This window comes from Acidimicrobiia bacterium, from assembly GCA_040878325.1.
Lineage (GTDB): Bacteria > Actinomycetota > Acidimicrobiia > Spongiisociales > UBA11373 > JAUYIV01.
In genome coordinates this window covers 38,055-55,764 of the sequence record JBBDMM010000016.1, presented here as the reverse complement: position 1 = coordinate 55,764, position 17,710 = coordinate 38,055, and the positions used below count along the sequence as shown (strand labels likewise).

At 67.9% G+C, this 17,710-nt stretch carries 15 protein-coding genes; 13 read left to right on the top strand and 2 right to left on the bottom strand.

The features are described from left to right. Positions 1–43: 43 nt before the first annotated feature. The 5 genes from WD184_09145 to WD184_09125 all read left to right on the top strand — a co-directional run bounded on the left by WD184_09145 (position 44) and on the right by WD184_09125 (position 6,955). Positions 44–1,024, top strand: coding sequence for an NAD-dependent epimerase/dehydratase family protein (locus WD184_09145; protein MEX0826897.1), 981 nt, complete (start codon positions 44–46; stop codon positions 1,022–1,024). A gap of 173 nt (positions 1,025–1,197) precedes the next feature. Next, a complete protein-coding gene (gene pepN / locus WD184_09140) occupies positions 1,198–3,708 on the top strand; it encodes an aminopeptidase N (protein ID MEX0826896.1) in 2,511 nt (836 codons plus the stop codon). A 34-nt stretch (positions 3,709–3,742) separates the two neighbouring features. Further along, the gene (locus WD184_09135) at positions 3,743–4,981 is read left to right on the top strand and encodes a hypothetical protein (protein ID MEX0826895.1); all 1,239 of its coding nucleotides are present in this window, start codon (positions 3,743–3,745) and stop codon (positions 4,979–4,981) included. Positions 4,982–4,990: 9 nt separating this feature from the next. After that, a complete protein-coding gene (locus tag WD184_09130) occupies positions 4,991–5,968 on the top strand; it encodes a GDP-mannose 4,6-dehydratase (protein ID MEX0826894.1) in 978 nt (325 codons plus the stop codon). Between the two features lie 3 nt (positions 5,969–5,971). After that, positions 5,972–6,955: an MraY family glycosyltransferase gene (locus WD184_09125; GenBank protein ID MEX0826893.1), complete on the top strand. Its 984-nt coding sequence runs from the start codon at positions 5,972–5,974 to the stop codon at positions 6,953–6,955. 43 nt (positions 6,956–6,998) lie between these two features. Here WD184_09125 and WD184_09120 read toward each other — a convergent pair whose 3' ends face one another. After that, complete coding sequence (locus WD184_09120; GenBank protein ID MEX0826892.1) at positions 6,999–8,534, bottom strand: DUF6677 family protein; 1,536 nt, start codon at positions 8,532–8,534, stop codon at positions 6,999–7,001. Between the two features lie 272 nt (positions 8,535–8,806). Here WD184_09120 and WD184_09115 point away from each other — a divergent pair, with 272 nt between their 5' ends. From WD184_09115 to WD184_09090, 6 genes are all read left to right on the top strand, one after another. Further along, positions 8,807–9,007 carry a hypothetical protein gene (locus tag WD184_09115; protein ID MEX0826891.1) on the top strand — a complete coding sequence of 67 codons (201 nt, stop codon included), beginning with the start codon at positions 8,807–8,809 and terminating at the stop codon, positions 9,005–9,007. A gap of 3 nt (positions 9,008–9,010) precedes the next feature. Then, complete coding sequence (locus tag WD184_09110) at positions 9,011–9,709, top strand: ABC transporter permease (GenBank protein ID MEX0826890.1); 699 nt, start codon at positions 9,011–9,013, stop codon at positions 9,707–9,709. A 159-nt stretch (positions 9,710–9,868) separates the two neighbouring features. Beyond that, the gene (locus WD184_09105; protein MEX0826889.1) at positions 9,869–11,143 is read left to right on the top strand and encodes a DUF3179 domain-containing (seleno)protein; all 1,275 of its coding nucleotides are present in this window, start codon (positions 9,869–9,871) and stop codon (positions 11,141–11,143) included. A 16-nt stretch (positions 11,144–11,159) separates the two neighbouring features. Continuing rightward, complete coding sequence (locus WD184_09100) at positions 11,160–12,149, top strand: ATP-binding cassette domain-containing protein (protein MEX0826888.1); 990 nt, start codon at positions 11,160–11,162, stop codon at positions 12,147–12,149. Next, entirely contained in the window at positions 12,146–12,916 is a 771-nt protein-coding gene (locus WD184_09095; protein MEX0826887.1) for a substrate-binding domain-containing protein, read from the top strand. The genes WD184_09100 and WD184_09095 overlap by 4 nt, the downstream gene beginning before the upstream one ends. 229 nt (positions 12,917–13,145) lie before the next feature. Further along, a complete protein-coding gene (locus WD184_09090) occupies positions 13,146–13,526 on the top strand; it encodes a hypothetical protein (protein MEX0826886.1) in 381 nt (126 codons plus the stop codon). Between the two features lie 37 nt (positions 13,527–13,563). Here WD184_09090 and WD184_09085 read toward each other — a convergent pair whose 3' ends face one another. Then, positions 13,564–14,019: a phosphatidylglycerophosphatase A gene (locus tag WD184_09085; protein ID MEX0826885.1), complete on the bottom strand. Its 456-nt coding sequence runs from the start codon at positions 14,017–14,019 to the stop codon at positions 13,564–13,566. Positions 14,020–14,109: 90 nt separating this feature from the next. Between WD184_09085 and WD184_09080 the strand changes: the two genes are divergently transcribed. Continuing rightward, on the top strand, positions 14,110–15,915 hold the full coding sequence (locus tag WD184_09080; protein MEX0826884.1) for an ABC transporter ATP-binding protein: 1,806 nt from the start codon (positions 14,110–14,112) through the stop codon (positions 15,913–15,915). Further along, complete coding sequence (locus WD184_09075) at positions 15,912–17,681, top strand: ABC transporter ATP-binding protein (protein MEX0826883.1); 1,770 nt, start codon at positions 15,912–15,914, stop codon at positions 17,679–17,681. The genes WD184_09080 and WD184_09075 overlap by 4 nt, the downstream gene beginning before the upstream one ends. The last annotated feature ends 29 nt before the right edge of the window (positions 17,682–17,710 follow it).

Sequence of the window (17,710 nt, the reverse complement as noted above, 5' to 3'; positions counted from 1 at the left end):
CGCATTGCTCATCGCGCATTGCGTCTTTTCCTACTCTTCCCTCATGCACTACCTGGTAACGGATGCCTCCGGATTCCTCGGCGCGTACATCGCTGGATATCTCCTCGCCGGTGGTCATCAAGTGACGGCGCTGGTGCGCACCCGGGAGGAGGGCGTCGAGATGGTGGCGGCCGGGGTACGGCCTTTCCTCGGGTCGGTGGTCGACAAGGAAGTCTTGCGGCCGGCGGTTCGTAGCGTCGACGGCGTCTTCCACGTGGCCGGGCACCGGGTCGCCATCGGCGATCGTCGCCTGGCCGAGGCCGTCCATGTCCAGGGCACCCGCAACGTGCTCGAACTGGTCAAGGAGCTGAGAGTGCCCCGGGTGGTTCATACCAGCACGCTGTCGGTGTTCTCGAATACCCACGGCGAGCTGCCCGACGAGTCATACCGGTTCACCGGCAAGCATCTCACCCGGTACGACGCGCTTCGGTGGCGGGCTCACTATGAAGTGGCCGCCCCGATGATGGCCTCCGGCCTTCCGGGGGTCATCGTCATGCCAGGGGCTACTTATGGGGCGGGCGACGCCAGCGGGATGGCCGGTCTCCTCGCCAGGTACCTGCGAGGCCGGGTTCGACTCGTGTCAGACACCACGGCCTACTGCTGGGCACATGTCGAAGACGTTGCCCAGGCCCACGTCCTCGCCATGGAGTTCGGCCGCATCGGTGAGACGTACATCGTTGGGGGACAGCCCCACAGCGTGCGCGCGGTACTCTCGGCGGCGGGAGAGTTGGCGGGAAAGGCCCATCCGCCGCTGCCGTTGCCCCGGTGGGCGGTCCACCCACCGGCGGTCGTGCTGGGTGGTCTGGCGGCGGTGCTGCGATCATTGCGCTCCACCGTGGAGCGGCTGCGGGTGGCCGCTGGGGTCACCTACCTCGGCACCGACGCCAAGGCCCGCGCCGAGCTCGGATTCGATCCCCGCACCCTCGAAGAGGGCCTCCCCGAGACCGTCGAGTGGATCCTGCGCGATTCGTTCGAGACGGTGTGAGGAAGGCTCTCGGCCTTCCGCCTTCCGCCTTCCGCCTTCCGCCTTCCGCCCCCGGCAAGACACCGCCCGAGGTCGACGTCACCAAGTCTTTCTTGCGGGAAGCGGGTGGCGGGAGGCGGGCAGCGGTTGACCTCTCCAAATCGACTAGAAACTGTTCGGAAGGGAGATCGAGAATGACCGAACAGCGGGATCGTCTGACTCTCGACGAGGCGGTGACGCGATCCGAGCGGGTCTCGGATGTCGCCTACGTGCTCGACCTCGACCTCGAGGCGGGCGCCAAGACCTTCCGGGGGGATGTCACGATTTCGTTCAAGCACCGGGGTGGTGACACCTTCCTCGAGTGGCTGGGGGGAACGATCCAGCGGTTCGAGATCAACGGCGCCGCGGTCGAGCCCAACTGGGACGGCTTTCGCATCGACCTGCCCGCTGCGGCCCTCAAGGAGACGAACGAGGTTCGGGTGGCCTATGAGCGGGCGTACGACCACACCGGCGAAGGCTTCCACCAGTTCGTCGACCCGGAGGATGGGTCGGAGTACCTCTACACCCAGTTCGAGCCCTATTCGGCCCATCGCCTCATGCCGTGTTTCGACCAGCCCGACCTCAAGGCGACCTACTCGTTGACCGTCGACGCGCCGGGCGCATGGGCGGTGGTCACCGCCGGCGGGGAGGTCTCGCGTGAGGACACCGCCGACGGGCGGTCGCGCCGGGTGTTCGACACCACCGTGCCGTTCTCCACCTACCTGCTCTCGGTGGTCGCCGGGGCTTACGCCTCGGTCCACGACGAGCACAACGGCATCCCCCTCGGCCTCTATGCCCGCGAGTCGCTGATGCCGCATCTCGACTCGGGTCCGCTGTTCGAGCTGACCAAGCGGAGCATCGATTACTTCGGGGAGCTCTTCTCGGAGCCGTATCCATTCGGGAAGTACGACCAGGTGTTCGTGCCGGAGTTCAACTGGGGCGGGATGGAGAACGTCGCCAACGTCACCTACACCGACACGGTCATCTTCCGTGATCCCCCGACCGAGGATCAACTGTTGCGTCGGGCCGAGTACTTCACTCACGAGCTCGCCCACATGTGGTTCGGCGACCTGGTGACGATGAAGTGGTGGAACGACCTGTGGTTGAACGAGTCGTTCGCCTCGTATGCCGGATATCTTGCCCTGTCCGCCATGGGCGATTGGCCGGGGATCTGGCAGGACTTCAACTTCCGGATGAAGCTCTGGGCGTACCGGGAGGATCAGCAGCCCACCACCCATCCGATCGCCGACGAGGTTCCCTCGACCGACGAGGTGTTCCTGAACTTCGACGGCATCTCCTACGGCAAGGGTGCTTCGGTGCTCAAGCAGTTGGTGCACGCGATCGGAGAGGATGCGTTTCGCGACGGCCTTCGAACCTACTTCCGGCGCCACCGGTTCGGAAATGCGAACCTCGCCGACTTCCTGGCCGCTCTCCAGGAGGGAAGCGGCACCGACCTCGTCTCCTGGTCGGCCCGATGGCTGCGCACTGCCTCGCTGAACACGCTCGCCGCCTCCTACAAGACGGCCGAAGGCAAGGTGACCGACCTGGAGCTCCGCCAAACCGCTCTCGAAGACCATCCGGTTCTGCGATCCCACCACGTCGAGGTGGCCCTCATCGACCCATCCGGGAAGTTGTCGGTGGTGCCGGGTGTGATCGACGACCTATCCGCTCCGGTGGCCGGGGCCGAGGGTTTGCCCGCTCCCGCCTTCGTGTTCCCCAATCACGGCGACCATGGGTACGCCAAAGTGGCTCTCGACGAGGCCTCCATCGCCTATGCCCACGAGAACCTCGGTGGCCTCGGCGACCCGCTGCTCCGCCAGCTGGTGTGGGAGGCGTTGTGGGAGATGGTGCGCGATCGAACCCTCAAGTCGACGACCTACCTCGACCTGGTGGCCCGGCATCTACTCAGCGAACAGTCGCTCCCGATCATCCACATGGTCACGGCCACGGTGGGGGCGACCGTTACCAGGTACATCCCCGAGGACCGGATCGACGCCGAGGCGACCCGGTTCGTCGACGGCGCACTCGCCGCTATCAGCAAGGCTCCTCCCGGCGACCACCGGGTTCTCTGGGCGCGAGCTCTCATCGGCCTGGCCTTGTCGCCGGCGGACGCCAAGAAGGCCGCCGCCCTGGTGGACGACCCCCCGTCGGGGCTGACCGTGGACCAGGACATGCGGTGGAGCGTGGCAATCCGCTGGGCCGCGCTCGGTATCGACGGGGCGGACGAGCGGCTGGCTACGGAGCGCGAGCGCGACAAGTCGGACCGCGGCGACCGTGCCATGACGACTGCGGCGGTGGCCCGCCCCGACCCGATGGCCAAGAAGGAGGCCTGGGAACGCCTCCACGCCGATGGCTATCCCTCGCTGCGAGTCGCGATCGCTGCCGCCGGAGGCTTCTGGCAGCGCAGCCAGGCCGATCTGCTCGAGCCCTTCCTCGCCCCATTCTTCGAGGGGCTGACCGGGGTGTTCGAAGAGCGCGAAGCCGAAGCCGCCAAGGCCTACTTCCAATCGCTGTTCCCCCGTCATGTGGTCGAGGAGACGATCAGGGCGCGGGTAACCGGGGTCTTCGACGGCGGCGAGATCCGCCCGATGCTGCGGCGCCTGCTGATCGAGGCCGACGACGACGTGCGCCGGGCCATCGAGTGTCGGGAGTTGGCGTCGGCCTGAGATCCGTCGGTCCGGCTGTACAGTCGGGCGCCGAATGATCCCGGACTCGGTTCGCAGCGATCTAAAGCGATACGCCACCGACGGAACCCCGTACATCCTCGCGGGCACGATCGTGGCCTCGCTCGGCGCGTACGTGTTCCAGGTGGTGGGGGGACGGGCGCTGGGCGCCGCCGACTTCGACCCGATCACCGCGCTGCTGACGGTCCACTTTCTCGTCTTCACGGTGCTGCTCCTGCCCATCGAGCAGTTCGAGATTCGGCGGGTCACGCTCGACCGACGCGGGGGTGGCGCCGCGGTCGCCTGGGTCATTTTCGCCGGGGCCACGGGGGCGACGGCATTCACCTACTTCGCTCGCGATCAGTTCTTCGACGGCGAGGCGACCTACGCCCTGATCGGGCTGGTGACGGTCGCCGGCAACGCCCTCCTTGCCTTGGGCCGGGGGCACCTGGCCGGCATGCGGCGGTTCCGCGCGTATGGCCTCGTCAGCGGAGTGGTAGCGGCTTTCCGGGTAGTGCTGGCGTTGGTCTTCCTCAGGATCGCTTCGACCGGTTTGAGTGTGGGCTGGGCGTTGGCGTTGGCGCCCTTCATCGTCGTCCTGTGGCGCCCGTTCCGCAGCGGACGTCCCAAGGATCGGGTGCGCGACCCCGAAGCCGGCGGCCGCTTCCTCACCGGATTCGTGCTGGCCAGCGCGGCCTCGCAGGTCCTGCTGCTGCTCGCCCCGATGGCGGTCGGCATTCTCACCGACGAGCCCGGGGTGATGAGCGTCGTCTTTGTGACCTTCCAACTGTTCCGAGCACCGATCGTGATGACCCAGAACATGCTGGCCCGGTTGCTCCCTCCGCTCACCGGGCTGGCGCGGGTCGGCCGCGACGATGACCTGAGAAAGTGGGCGCTGCGTTTCGGACTCGCCGGACTCGCCCTGGCGCCGATCGCAGCCGTTGGCGGCGGACTCCTCGGACCGGCCGTGGTGAGGGCTCTGTTCGGCCCCGAATTCGAGCCCGCCTGGGAAGTGGCGGCCCTCGCCGCCGCCGGGATGATCATCGCCGCCGCCTCGCTGTTCGCCGGTCAGGTGCTGGTCGCCCGGGGGCGGACGATGCTTCTCGCCGTCGCCTGGGTCCTCGGCTTCGCCGTCGCGATCGCTGCGTTGATCCCGTCGATTGGAGACCCGGGGCTGCGGGTTTCGGTGGCTTTTGTCGCCGGCGAGACCGGCGCGCTGATCGCGATCTGCGCTGCCGCCGTCGGCCGCCGCCAAGCCGCTGTGGGCAATAGTTAGGGTTCGATCATGCGAACGATCCTGGTGACGGGTGGCGCGGGGTTCATCGGGTCCCACCTCGCCGAGGCGGTGGTAGCGGCCGGCGACCGGGTGGTGGCGGTGGACGATCTCTCCACCGGCTCCTTCCGCAATGTCGCCCATCTCTCCGCAGGCCCGTCGTTCGAGCTGGTGGTGGCCGGCGTCGAGGACGACCAGACCCTCGAGGGACTCGTACGCCAGGCCGACGTCGTCTACCACCTGGCAGCAGCCGTCGGGGTGAAGCTCATCGTCGACGACCCCGTCCACACCATCGAGACCAACATTCGGGGAACCGAGGTGGTCCTGCGGCTGGCCAACAAGTGGCGGCGGCCGGTGGTCATCGCATCGACCTCCGAGGTATACGGCAAGTCGGAGCGGGTGCCATACGCCGAGGACCACGACATGGTGCTCGGACCCACCACCAATTCGCGTTGGGCCTACGCCGCTTCGAAGGCGATTGATGAGTTCCTCGCGGTGGCCTATCACCGGCGTGACGGCCTTCCCGTCGTGATTGCCCGGCTGTTCAACACCGTGGGCCCGCGCCAGACCGGTCGCTACGGAATGGTGATCCCCACATTCGTGCGTCAGGCCCTGCGGGGTGAGGCGATCACGGTCTACGGGGACGGAAGCCAGAGCCGGGCATTCACCTACGTCGGAGATGCGGTGAGGGCGCTCCTCGATCTGCCGACCCGGACCGAAGCATTCGGCGAGGTCTTCAACATCGGCGGGGGCCGCGAGATCACGATCATGGACCTGGCGAAACTGGTGCGGGAGCGGACCGGTTCGGCCTCCGAGATAGTCACCATCCCATACGACGAGGCTTACGCCCCCGGCTTCGAGGATATGCAGCGCCGGGTGCCCGACATCTCGAAGCTTCGCCGGATCACCGGATTCGAGCCGCAGGTGGACCTCGAGGAGATCATCGACCGGGTCGCCGAGCACGGTCGCCAGAACCCCGAATTCATCTAGGCGATGGCTGCCGCACTCGTCGCGTTCGCGGTGGCATTGATGGTGTGCGCGGTGTTCGTCCGAGTCCCCTCGATCAGTCGGTTCGTCACTCGGGCTGCAACGCAACCCCGGTGGCGGACGGACTCGGTACCTCTCGCCGGTGGGATCGCCATGGGAGCCGGCTTCGGTATCGCGGTGCTGGTCTGGGGGCGAGATGAGCCGGGAGCGGGCGCCGTGGCGGCGGCCGCCTTCGTGGGCCTCGCCGTGGGCCTCTGGGACGACCTTCGCTCGCTGACGCCCATCGCAAAGCTCGTCGGCCAGGCAGCTGCAGGCCTGGCCCTGGTCGGTTTCGGCGCCACGATGGACATCCCGGGCGGTGACTTCGTCGCCGCGGCTGCCACGGTGCTGTGGGTCGTGGTCGCGATGAACGCGATCAACCTCGTCGACAACATGGATGCCGCTGCCGGCGGGATGGCTCTCGTCGCCGTGGGAGCCCTGTGGATCTGGTGGGCTGCCGCTACCGGCCCGGTGGGTCTCGCCGCGGCGCTGGGCGGGGCGATCGCCGGGTTCCTCGCCCTCAACCTGCCCCCGGCCCGGGTGTTCATGGGCGATGCGGGCTCGCACTTTCTCGGGGCGGCGATCGCCGGCCTGGCGGTCCTCGACGCGGGACGGGCCGGCGGAGCCGGGCCGGCGGGCCTGCTCGCGGTGATCGCGGTGCCGGTCACCCTGCTGGCGGTTCCGCTCTTCGATACGGCCTTCGTCACTGTCGATCGCCTGCGCCACGGCAGGCCGGTTTCCGTAGGGGGCTCCGACCACACCGCCCACCGCCTCGTCCGGGGCGGGCTCGGAGTGCGGGTGGCGGTGGCGATCCTCTGGTCGGCCAGCCTGCTCGCCGCCGCAGTGGGTTCGCTGGCCGCCATCGACGGCCCCTGGCTCGTCGCAGGCCTCGGGGCGCTAGGCGCATTGGCCTCGATCGCCTGGTGGCGCCTCTCCCGCATCGAGATTTAGGCGGACCCTCTCTGGCAGTGGCCGGGGCCGGAGCAGGAGCCGGCTAACCGCATACATCCTCGAGGGGCTGCAGATTGAGCACCTCGATCGCCTCGAGTGGGGGCAGGGAGAGGGCGGTCGCCACCGTTTCGGTGATGAAGTCGCGGTCGGGGATCGGGAACCCGTCTTCGGTGAAGTCGGCGATGTACGAGGTGGGCGTCCCGTCGAACTCCGGCGCGTTGGGCATGAAGCGGATCGAGACGATCTCCTCGGTGTTCACCTTCGAGAGCAGGTCGAGGAAATCAGGGATCGAAGCGATGCCGATGTCAGTGCGCACGCTCGCCTCGATGGCCGGGACGATATCGGGGAGTCCCCGCAAGAGCTCGACGGGGTCGGCCCCTTCGGCCATCGCCTCGAGGACGCACCGTTGGCGGTTCATGCGGTTGAAGTCATCCGACTGCTGCCGGGACCGCGCGTAGAACAACGCGTCGTGACCGTTGAGGTGGTGGTCTCCTGCCGCCAGCGTCTTCTCCTCAGTGGTCCCGTCCTCGTTCGGGTATGCCGGATCGAACAGGGCAGTGGGCACCGTGATGTCGATGCCCCCGATTGCATCGACGATGTCGACGAACCCGTTGAGATCGACGATGGCGAAGTAGTGGATGTCGATCCCGAGCAGGTGGCCGAGGAGGGTCTTGGCCGAGGTGCCGCCCGAGTTTGGCCCGGTGAACAGCTCGGGATGCTCCAAACCGAATGCGTAGATGTCCCAAGCGAGCGCCGGGAAGCATCCCGGGCAGTTGCTCCAGGGAACCGTCGATCCAGTCGTCGACGATGAGCCCGTCCCCGCCCCGCCGGTGTAGGAGGCGATGGGGTGATCCTCAGGCACCGGGATCCGCCGCAGATTCCGCGGGATCCCGAACATGGCGGTCCAGCCGGTCTCCGGGTCGATCGACACGATGATCATCGTGTCGGTGCGAATGCCCGTGCGGCCCACTCCGGCGTCGCCGCCCATCAGCAGGAGATTCACCCGGCCCTCCGCCGGGAAGGCGGTCGATGGGACACTGGTGGTCGTCGTGCTCCCGGAGCCGTCGGGGGCTGCCGTCGTGGTCACCTGGCCGGGGTCGGAGACGAAGTCGTGGGTCATCACGTCGTAGAGCAGCAGGTTGCGGTGCCCGACCCATCCGTGGGGCACGGCGGTGATCACCAGGATGGCGAGGAGTCCCAGCACCACGGCCGCGGCCGTTCCCTGCTCGCGGCCCATGGAAGCGTCAGGGTCACGGGCGACGAGAAACGCATCCACCACGGCCACCGCCCGGAACACGAGAAGCAGCGCGTTTACGAAGAGCAGGACACCAAGCAGATCGGGGTTGCTGAAGAAGGGCCGCGACAGCGTCACTGCCAGGCCAATACCGCTGACATAGAAGATCATCACGAACAGGAACACGGCGGGGATCACGAACACGGCGGTGATCGCGAGGAACAACTTGCCCCGTCGTGCCCGCCCGGCGTAGATCTGGCCCGCTCCCGGGATCAACGCGGACAGAAGAGCAGCGACGAAGGGCTTCGGTTGGCGGGCGCGGGAGAAGGGCCGCGGAGGAGGCATGAGGGCAGAGAATACGACGAGTCCGGAAACAGTTTCTCGCTCCGGAGGGGGGAGTACCGAGGGAGCGAAGCGACCAAAGGGAGGGGGTCGTGCGGCGGCCCCTCCGTCTCGCTTCGCTCGCCACTCCCCCCTCCCGCCGTTCGGAACCCCCAGCGCGCGAGACCGCCGCACGGCCCCTCCGTCTCGCTTCGCTCGCCACCTCCCCCTGCGGGGGAGGAAACGCGTGGTCGCCAATCGCCAATCGCAGGCCGGCCCCGGCCTATCCTCAACCCATGTTCCAAGTCCCCTCCAGCGCGGGCGAGATCGTCGACACGGTGAAGGCCAACCCGGTGCTGCTCGGGATGCTCATCGTGGTCGGGCTGCTGACTGCGTTCCTCTTCTTCTGGGGAATCTTCAAGCAGACGATCAAACTGGCGATCTTTGCGGGCGCCCTCAGCGTGGGCGTCTGGTACTGGTACTTCAACATCCGCTAGCCCGTGGAGTTCATCTGGGAGGTCCTCGGCGACGCGCTCGATCTTCTGGGAGCGTTCGGATCCGAGCTACGCGAAGTAATCGGCCTCACCCTGCTCGTTGCGGGTATCGCCACCGCCATCGGATTGGCAATCGGAGTCCCGCTGGGCATTGCCCTCGCTGCAGGGCGTTTCAGGGGCCGCGGGCTGCTCACGGTCCTGGTCAATACCGGGATGGGGATGCCACCTGTTCTGGCAGGCCTCTTGCTTCTGCTTCTGCTGTGGAACCATGGGCCGCTGGGAGCGTGGGGGCTGCTCTTCACGCCGGCGGCGATGATCGCCGCCCAGGCGCTCCTGGCGATACCGATCGCGGCGGGAGTCACCTCCGGGGCGGTGCGCGCACTCGCCCCTGAGTCGTTCGAGCAGGTCCGGGCGCTTCGCCTCGGGCCACTGACCAGGGGGGCGGTGCTGGGCCGGGAAGCCTGGCCCGGGCTGATGGCGGCGGCTGCCGCCGCATTCGGCCGGGTGGTGTCCGAGGTGGGGGCAGTGCTGGTGGTGGGGGGCAACATCGAGGGTGAGACCCGCGTGCTCACCACTGCGATCGTCCAGGAGTCTCGCCAGGCCGACTTCGGGGCCGCCCTCGCCCTCGGCATCGTCCTTCTGCTGATCGCCCTCAGCGTCAACGGCGTTCTCACGTGGTTCCAGTTGCGGGATCCGTCCCGATGATTCCATCAGCGAGGGGAACGCCCCCCGGTCCGGGCAGCGTTGTTGGCTTTGATGATCCCTTTGCGTCTTGGCGCGTCACTGGCGGTGGGCGCGGTCGTGCTAGCGGCGTGCGCCGGCGCGCCGACGGCGAACTCCTCGCCTACCACCACCCCGACCTCCGTGACGATCCCGCTTGGGCAGGGGTTTCCGCCGCCTCCGCCGGTGGTGGATGGGCCACTCGACCCGGAGGTGCAGGCTGCGCTCGACCGGGCGTGGGCCGCGTTGCCCGAGCCCGACCCTGCCGATCTGGCGGCTCTCGGTTCTTCAGCCGATCTTCGCCTCGCCTGGCTGCTCACCGACTTCATGCGCTTTGCCTTTGCCGACCCGGAGGCGGGAGCGGCGCGGCGCGCCCTCGAGGAATTGACCGGCCTGGGCCTCGCCGGCGGAGTGGGCTGGGTGGAGGCAGTCGATCACCTCATCGCGTGGGACATCCCGGCGCCACCGAACTACGTGGCGTACAAGGCGGCGGTGTTCACGGGCCACGACGAGCGTTGGGCGGGGTTCTTCACCGAGGACTCGGACATCGACTATCGGCTCTTGTCGTGGGGTGGCGTCTTCATCGACGACCGCCCGCCCGGGGACTCGTCCTCGTGTCTCGGCTGCATCCCCGCCCTCGACGATCCCCGGGTGACCGACGCCGCCGGCGGCGATTGGTATCCGGACGACCGGTTCGTATTTGGCGTTGTGATCGGGGGAGAGGCGCGTGCCTATCCGCGCAACATCATGGAGGTCCACGAGATGGTGAACGACACCGTCGGCGGCCGCCGCTTTGCCCTCCCTTACTGCACGCTGTGCGGGTCGGCGGTGCTCTATTTCACGGACGATCTGCCCGACCCGTGGGAGACACCGACTCTTCGCACCAGCGGCTTGCTGTCCCGTTCGAACAAGGTGATGTACGACGTGGTGACGGGGTCGGTGTTCGATACCTTCACCGGAAGGGCGGTGGCCGGCCCGCTTTGGAAGGCGCGGATCGAACTCACCCAGGGCATCCTGGTGACCACCACCTGGGGCGAGTGGAAGTCCGCTCATCCGGACACCACCATCGTTGCTTCCGATGCGGGCAGCGCTCGCGGGTATGCACTCGACCCGCTCGGAGGGCGCGACGACCTTGGCCCGATCTTTCCGATTGGAGATCGCGACCCGCGCCTGCCGGTACAGGAGCAGGTACTCGGATTGACCCTCCCCGATGGGACGGCGGTCGCCTTCCCGGTGGCCCTTGCGCTGGTCCGGCTGGCGGGCGCAGAGCCGGTCGAATTGGCCGGGGTCGGCTTGTCCGTCGAGGCAGGTGGGCTCGTCGCCCACTTCGAGGGCACCCCCATCGCCGCGGCCCAATCGTTCTGGTTCGCGTGGAGTCAGTTCCATCCCGACACGTTGATTTGGGACGGCACCGGCTGAGGGGGCGCGGGGGCTCATGACGGGTCTCTCGATCAGATCGCTCCGTCATGAATCGGGCGCCTTCATTCTGGAGGTGGAGTCCCTCGACGTGCCGGCAGGGAGCACGCTCGCCCTCTTCGGGCCGAATGGAGCCGGGAAGACCACTCTGCTGCGGCTCTTGGCCGGCACCCTTCCTGGAGGCCCCGACCTGGCCGTGGCGTACCTGCCGCAGCGGCCGTACGCCTTTCGCGGTTCTGCGCGCCGCAACCTCGGGTTGGGGCTCGATGAAGCAGGTCAGGCCCGCGCCGTCGACCTGGCGGCTCGGCTCGGGGTGGCAGAACATCTCGACGGTCCGGCCCGGGCGCTGTCCGGTGGGGAACGTCAGCGGTTGCGGCTCGCCGGGGTGTTGGCCCGGCCTGAGTCGATCGTGCTCCTCGACGAGCCGCTGGCGGCCATAGATGCCCGCGAGCGCGAGTCTGTTGGTCGGGTGGTGTCGGGAGCACTGACTGGCCGAACCGCGGTGATCGTGACGCACGACCGCGACGATGCAGTGATGCTTGCCGACTCGATGGCGGTGATCGTCGACGGGCGAATCCGGCAGGTCGGGTCGATCCGCGAGGTTCTCGGCCTCCCGGTCGACGATGTGGTGGCGCGGGTGCTCGGAGTCGCCAATGCTCATCCCGGCCGGGTGGTGGCAGCCGACCCACCACTGGTGATGGTCGATGTCGGCGGCGCCGAGATCTGGGGGATCGGTGAGGTCGATGGAGATGCAGTAGTCCTGTTCGGGGCAGAGACGGTGACGGTGTTCTCGGGAGCGGATGGTGCGGCCGGGTCGGCTCGCAACCGTTGGGTGGGGCGGGTCGCCGAGGTGCGCAGACTCGGACGTCTGGTGGAGATCGTCGTCGACGCCGGATTCCCGGTGATGGCGTTGTTGACCCCGGGGTCGGCCGACGCCATGGGCATCGAGGCCGGCGCCCAGGTAACGCTGACGGTCAAGGCCACCGCGGTCAGGGTGGTGGGCCGGTGACCCGCAGATTCCTCGCCCTGGTGTTGATCCTGGCGGCCTGCGGTGGGGACAGTCGAGTGATCCTCGCCGTAGGCACCACCCTGGCGGACTCGGGGATCATTGCCCACATCGTCGCCGCCTACGAGGAGACCCGTGGAGTGGAGATCTCGATCGTCGACGACTCGACCCAGCGGGTGCTGCACCTCGGCGGGCAAGGCGCCGCCGAGGTGCTGATCACTCACGATCCGGCGGCCGAGGCCGAGTTCGTCGCCGCCGGACAGGCCGAGTCATGGGCGCGGTTCGCCGTAAGCGACTTTGTCCTCATCGGCGCGCCGGCCCTGGCCACCGCCTTGACCGGATCGACTCCGGCCGAGGCATTCATCCGCATCGCCGGCGAGGGCTGGCCATTCGTGACTCGCGGCGATGGGTCCGGCACGGAGGCAGCCGAGCGAGCCATCTGGGCCGAAGCAGCCATCGAGCCGGCGGGGGGCTGGTATTCGGCGACGGGCCTCGGGATGGGCCCGACCCTCCAGGTGGCCGACCAGCGCGAAGCGTTCACCCTCGCCGAACGAGGCAGCTATCTAGCTGCGTCGGGCGTGCTCAGTCTTTCCCCGGTGGAGCTGGCGGCGAGCGATCTGCTGCGCAACCCCTACGGCGTGATCGTGGTCGCCGGTGCAACCGAAGAAGCTCGCGACTTCGTGGCGTGGCTGTTGTCGCCGGAAGGCCGAGATGCGCTCCGGAGAGCGAATGACGAGATCTTCGGCGAGCAGGTATTCCGGGTCCCCTGAGTTTTCTGGCGGGCGGGCGAGAGCGTCAGTCAAGGCTTCGCTAGGTTGACGTGGAGGGCCGCCCGTTTCGTCATGAAGGCCCCGAGGTATGCCGGCCGGGACGGCGTCGATTGACGAAGGAGAGTTGGTGATGGCTCAGAAGAAGCCTGCGAAGAAGGTCGAGAAGCGGTCCGTCGATGGCGCCGGCGGCGGGAAGTCTCAGCGGTTTTCGCCCGAAGAACAGGCCGCGATGAGGGATCGCGCTCAGGAGTTGAAGGGGGCCAAGGGGACCGGACGAGCCGACGGCGAAAGCGACTTGCTCGCCAAGATCGCCGAGATGCCACCAACGGATCGCACCATGGCCAAGCGACTCCATGCCCTCATCAAATCCAGCGCGCCCACCCTTGCACCGAGGACCTGGTACGGCATGCCTGCATACGCCCGCGACGGCGACGTGGTGTGCTTCTTCCAGGGCGCGTCGAAGTTCAAGTCGAGATACGCCACCCTCGGCTTCAGCGACAAGGCGAACCTCGACGCGGGCGCGATGTGGCCGACCTCCTACGCGTTGAAGAAGCTGGGTGCCGCCGAGGAAGCGAAGATCCGGGCACTGGTCAAGCGGGCGGCGAGTTGATTGGCCGGTGTCACTCCGGCGTGTTGCGCACTTGGGTCTAGAGCAGCGACGCCAGGACCGAACCCGCCCCCAGACCGTATAGCCCCGCCACCACATCGTCGGCCGTGACGCCGATCGACCCGGGGAGCCGTTCCGCGGTGCGCACCCCGGGGAGCACCTTGAAGATGTCGGCGAGCCGGGCGACGACCAGGGCCACCACCCACGGAATGCCTCCGAGCCCCACCAGGGCAAGCATCGTCCCCGCCGTCTCGTCGATGCAGACCCAGCCGGGGTCGTCCCCATCGCGGGTGAACGGCACCGCCGCCCAGAGCGAGAGCCCGGTCAGCGCCGCGGCGATGGCGAGGGTCATCCACCAGGGTGCGTCGAGCGCGAGCAGGCCCAAACCGATGGCGGCGGCGAAGGCGGCTCCGAATGTCCCCGCGCCCGAATCGGAACCCCACAGCCGACGGGGGATGAAGCCGAGGCCGAGGGTGGAGGCGATGATGCGACGCACGACGCGAGGCTACCGGCTGGTGCGACCCGACCCCACCCCCCGAGCGGAGCCGAAGAAGGCCGTCGCAGGGACCATCTAATCTGACCACTTGTGACTTCTGAGGCAAGGCCGCCCACCGCGCGGGACGTCCTGGGCGGTGGGCTCAAAATCGTATTTCGCTTCATCAAGGCTCGGCCCTGGGCGTTCGCGTCTGCGGTGACGGGCGCGGCGATGTTCGCCGCATCGATCATCGCCTCTTCGGCAGTGATCGGTTGGATCACCGACACCGCCATCCTCCCCGTGCTGCGCGATGGGGAATCGACCTCGGGCAAGGTGCTCCCGGTGGTGCTCGCCGTTCTCGGCGTTGCGATCTGGAAGGCCGGCGCCATCGTGATGCGGCGCACGTCGGCCGGGTGGCTGCAGCTCCGCAACCAGCAGGACCTGCGACGGCGTTTGCTGGCGCACCAGTTGGAGCTGGAGCTGTCCTGGTTCCGGAAGCAGTCGGTCGGCGACCTCCTGTCGGTGGCTGACAACGACACCCAGCGCGCCACCAGTGTCCTCGCCCCGTTGCCTTACGCCACTGGGGTCTCGCTTCTCGTAATCGGGACCGTCGTACTGCTGGCCCTCATCGACGTGTGGCTAGGGGTGGTGGCCCTTCTCGGCATGGCTCTGGTCGTCTCGATCGAGGTCCGCGCTGCCATCACCCTGTACCCATCGTGGGAGGGCATCCAGAGCCAGTTCGGTGAAGTCAGCCGAACCGCCCATGAGAGCTTTGACGGGGCGCTGACGGTCAAGGCGCTGGGAAGGGAGGACTACGAGACCGAGCGGATGCGGGTGGCCTCCGACGACTTGCGGGACATGCTGATCACCCTCGGCGTCAAGTGGGAGACGTTCCGCACGATCATCGTCGTATTGATCCCGATGATCGGCCTCGTGGTGCTGCTGGTGGGTGCGGTTCGAGTGCAGGATGGGGCGATCACCCCCGGCGACATCGTGACCGCTCTCTACCTGCTGTCCCTTCTCGCATTCCCGATCCAGTTGATCGCGTTCGTGCTTTTCGACCTGGCGGCGGCCATCCCCGGGTGGCGGCGGGTCGAGGCTGTGCTCGAGGCCGATGAGCGGGTCGTCTACGGCGACCTCGACGCGCGCCTCGACTCCGGGGCGGCCCCCATCGACTCGCAGGCGGTCAGCTTCCAGTACGACCCGGGAGCGATGATCCTCAGCGACGTCGTGGTCGACATCCCCGCGGGGCGGACCGTGGCGGTGGTCGGCCCCACCGGTTCCGGCAAGACCACTTTGACCCTTCTGCTTGCCCGCCTCTGGGACCCGGGAACCGGGCGCATCCACCTCGACACGCGAGACCTGCGCGACTTCGCCCGATCCGAGCTCGCCCTCGAGGTCGCCTTTGTCGCCCAGACCGCATTTCTCTTCGACGACACCGCCGAGGGCAACATCACCATGGGGATGGACATCCCCCGCGACCGGGTGGAAGAAGCCGCCCGGCTGGCAGGAGCCCATGACTTCATCCTGGAGCTCCCCGATGGCTACGCCTCCCGGCTGGGTGAACGGGGCGCATCGCTCTCCGGGGGCCAGCGCCAACGGATCGCCATCGCCCGGGCGTTGGTTCGTCGCCCCCGGTTGCTGATCCTCGACGACGCCACCTCGGCGGTCGACCCTTCGGTCGAGGCGGAGATCCTGCGAGGGCTGCGAGAGGCAGAGTTGCCATCGACCATCGTCATCGTCGCCTATCGCCCGTCGTCGATCCGGCTGGCCGATGAGGTGGTGTTCGTGGACGACGGCCGGGTGATCGCCCAGGGCTCGCACCAGATGCTCCTCGCCGAGCAGCCCGGATACGCCCGTCTCGTCGAGGCGTACGAGCACGAGGCGGCGGCCCGCACCAGGGAGGGCGGGGCATGACGGCTTCCGTGCAGTCGATGTCCACCTACTCGGCGATGCGCCGCGCGGTGGCCGAGGTGCCGATCGTCGCTCGACGCCTCTGGGTGGTGCTCTTGCTCAACCTCGGCGGTACCGCGGTGCAGATTCTCATCCCGGTGATCATTCAGCAGACGCTCGACAACCACATCTCGGGCGACCAGGTGGATGTGGGCGGGGTGGCGAGGTCGGTCGCCATCGGTCTCACCCTGGGGGTCGTCGGCGCGGTGATGACGCGGTTCGGGCTGATCCGGCTGGTCCGCCAGGCATCGATGGGTCTCAGCGAGTTGAGGGTGAAGGTCTTTTCGCACTTGATGCGACGGTCCGTCCTCCACGTGGAGTCTGATCGACGCGGGGCGCTGGTGTCACGGGTCACCTCCGACGTATCGACCCTGCAGGATTTCATGGAGTGGGGCGGGGTGATGTTCCTCGTCAATGGCACCCAGGTGGCGGCGGCGCTCACCGTGATGGCCCTCTACGAATGGCGCCTGGCGGCCGTGGTGGCGGCAGGCACGGTGGTCTATGCGGCCAGCCTGCTCTGGTTCCAGCGGATCCTTCGCCGCCGGTACGACCGGGTGAGGGAGCGGGTCGCCGACAGCCTCGCCGTGATGGGCGAAGCGGTGAACGCCCTGCCGGAGGTACGCGCTCATGGCGCTGAAGTGGTGACCATGCGCCGGGTGGATGAGGTGCTCGAGGCTCGGTTCCGCGCCGAGTTCAAGGCCGCCCATTTCGGCAACGTGCTGTTTGCCACGGCCGAGCTGTTTGCCGCCGCGCTCACCGCCACGGTCGTGGCGATGGGCTTGCTCTTGGGACCGGCGAACGGGGTGTCGGCGGGCGTGCTCCTGGCCTTCTTGTTCCTCGTCAATCTGCTCATCGGGCCGATCCAGACGCTCGTCGAGATCCTCGACTTTGCCCAGAGCGCCGCCTCCGGTCTGCGGCGCATCGTCGAGACACTCGACGCACCGGTTGAGATTCCCGAAGCCGAGCATCCCGTAGATCTCCCAGCGGGTTCGTTGGGCGTGTCGTTTCGGGACGTGGGGTTCTCCTATCGAGAGGGCCCGGAGATCCTGTCCGACGTGACGGTGGAGATCGCCCCCGGAAGCCGTATCGCCGTCGTCGGCCAAACCGGCTCGGGCAAGACGACGTTCGCCAAGCTGCTCACCAGGCTGCTCGATCCCGATCGAGGGGTGGTCGCCATCGGGGGTGTCGATCTCAAGCAGGCGAGAAACGCCAGCCTTCGGTCGCGGGTCGCCTTCGTCCCCCAGGAGGGCTTCCTGTTCACCGGCACCATCGCCGACAACGTCCGTTACGGCGATCCCGCCGCGTCCGACGACGCCGTCATGGCCGCGTTGCGCGAGCTGGAGCTCGACGACTGGGTCGCATCCTTCCCCGCGGGGATAGTCACCAAGGTGGGCGAGCGCGGGTCGAGCCTGTCGGCGGGCGAGCGCCAGCTGGTGGCCCTGGCGCGAGCGTGGATCTCCAATCCCGACGTGCTCGTCCTCGACGAGGCCACTTCGGCGGTCGATCCGGCGCTGGATGTCAGGCTGCGGCGAGCCATCGGGCGGCTCACCTTGGGCCGAACTTCGATCACGATCGCCCACCGACTCGCCACCGCCGAAGGCGCCGAACATGTTCTGGTCTTCGATCGCGGCCGCCTGGTGGAACGGGGCACCCACCGCGAGCTCATGGCGGCAGACGGCGTCTACGCCGGCCTCTACGCCGACTGGGCCGCAGGCACGACGACAGTCTGAGAACCCAAGAGTCAAGACTCTTGATTCTT

Excerpts from the sequence above, each read along its gene's own strand:
- WD184_09090 (MEX0826886.1), top strand. The coding sequence starts at position 13,146 with ATGAGGGATCGCGCTCAGGAGTTGAAGGGGGCCAAGGGGACCGGACGA.
- WD184_09145 (MEX0826897.1), top strand. The coding sequence starts at position 44 with ATGCACTACCTGGTAACGGATGCCTCCGGATTCCTCGGCGCGTACATC.
- WD184_09115 (MEX0826891.1), top strand. The coding sequence starts at position 8,807 with ATGTTCCAAGTCCCCTCCAGCGCGGGCGAGATCGTCGACACGGTGAAG.
- WD184_09130 (MEX0826894.1), top strand. The coding sequence starts at position 4,991 with ATGCGAACGATCCTGGTGACGGGTGGCGCGGGGTTCATCGGGTCCCAC.
- WD184_09100 (MEX0826888.1), top strand. The coding sequence starts at position 11,160 with ATGACGGGTCTCTCGATCAGATCGCTCCGTCATGAATCGGGCGCCTTC.
- pepN (MEX0826896.1), top strand. The coding sequence starts at position 1,198 with ATGACCGAACAGCGGGATCGTCTGACTCTCGACGAGGCGGTGACGCGA.
- WD184_09135 (MEX0826895.1), top strand. The coding sequence starts at position 3,743 with ATGATCCCGGACTCGGTTCGCAGCGATCTAAAGCGATACGCCACCGAC.
- WD184_09120 (MEX0826892.1), bottom strand. The coding sequence starts at position 8,534 with ATGCCTCCTCCGCGGCCCTTCTCCCGCGCCCGCCAACCGAAGCCCTTC.
- WD184_09125 (MEX0826893.1), top strand. The coding sequence starts at position 5,972 with ATGGCTGCCGCACTCGTCGCGTTCGCGGTGGCATTGATGGTGTGCGCG.
- WD184_09075 (MEX0826883.1), top strand. The coding sequence starts at position 15,912 with ATGACGGCTTCCGTGCAGTCGATGTCCACCTACTCGGCGATGCGCCGC.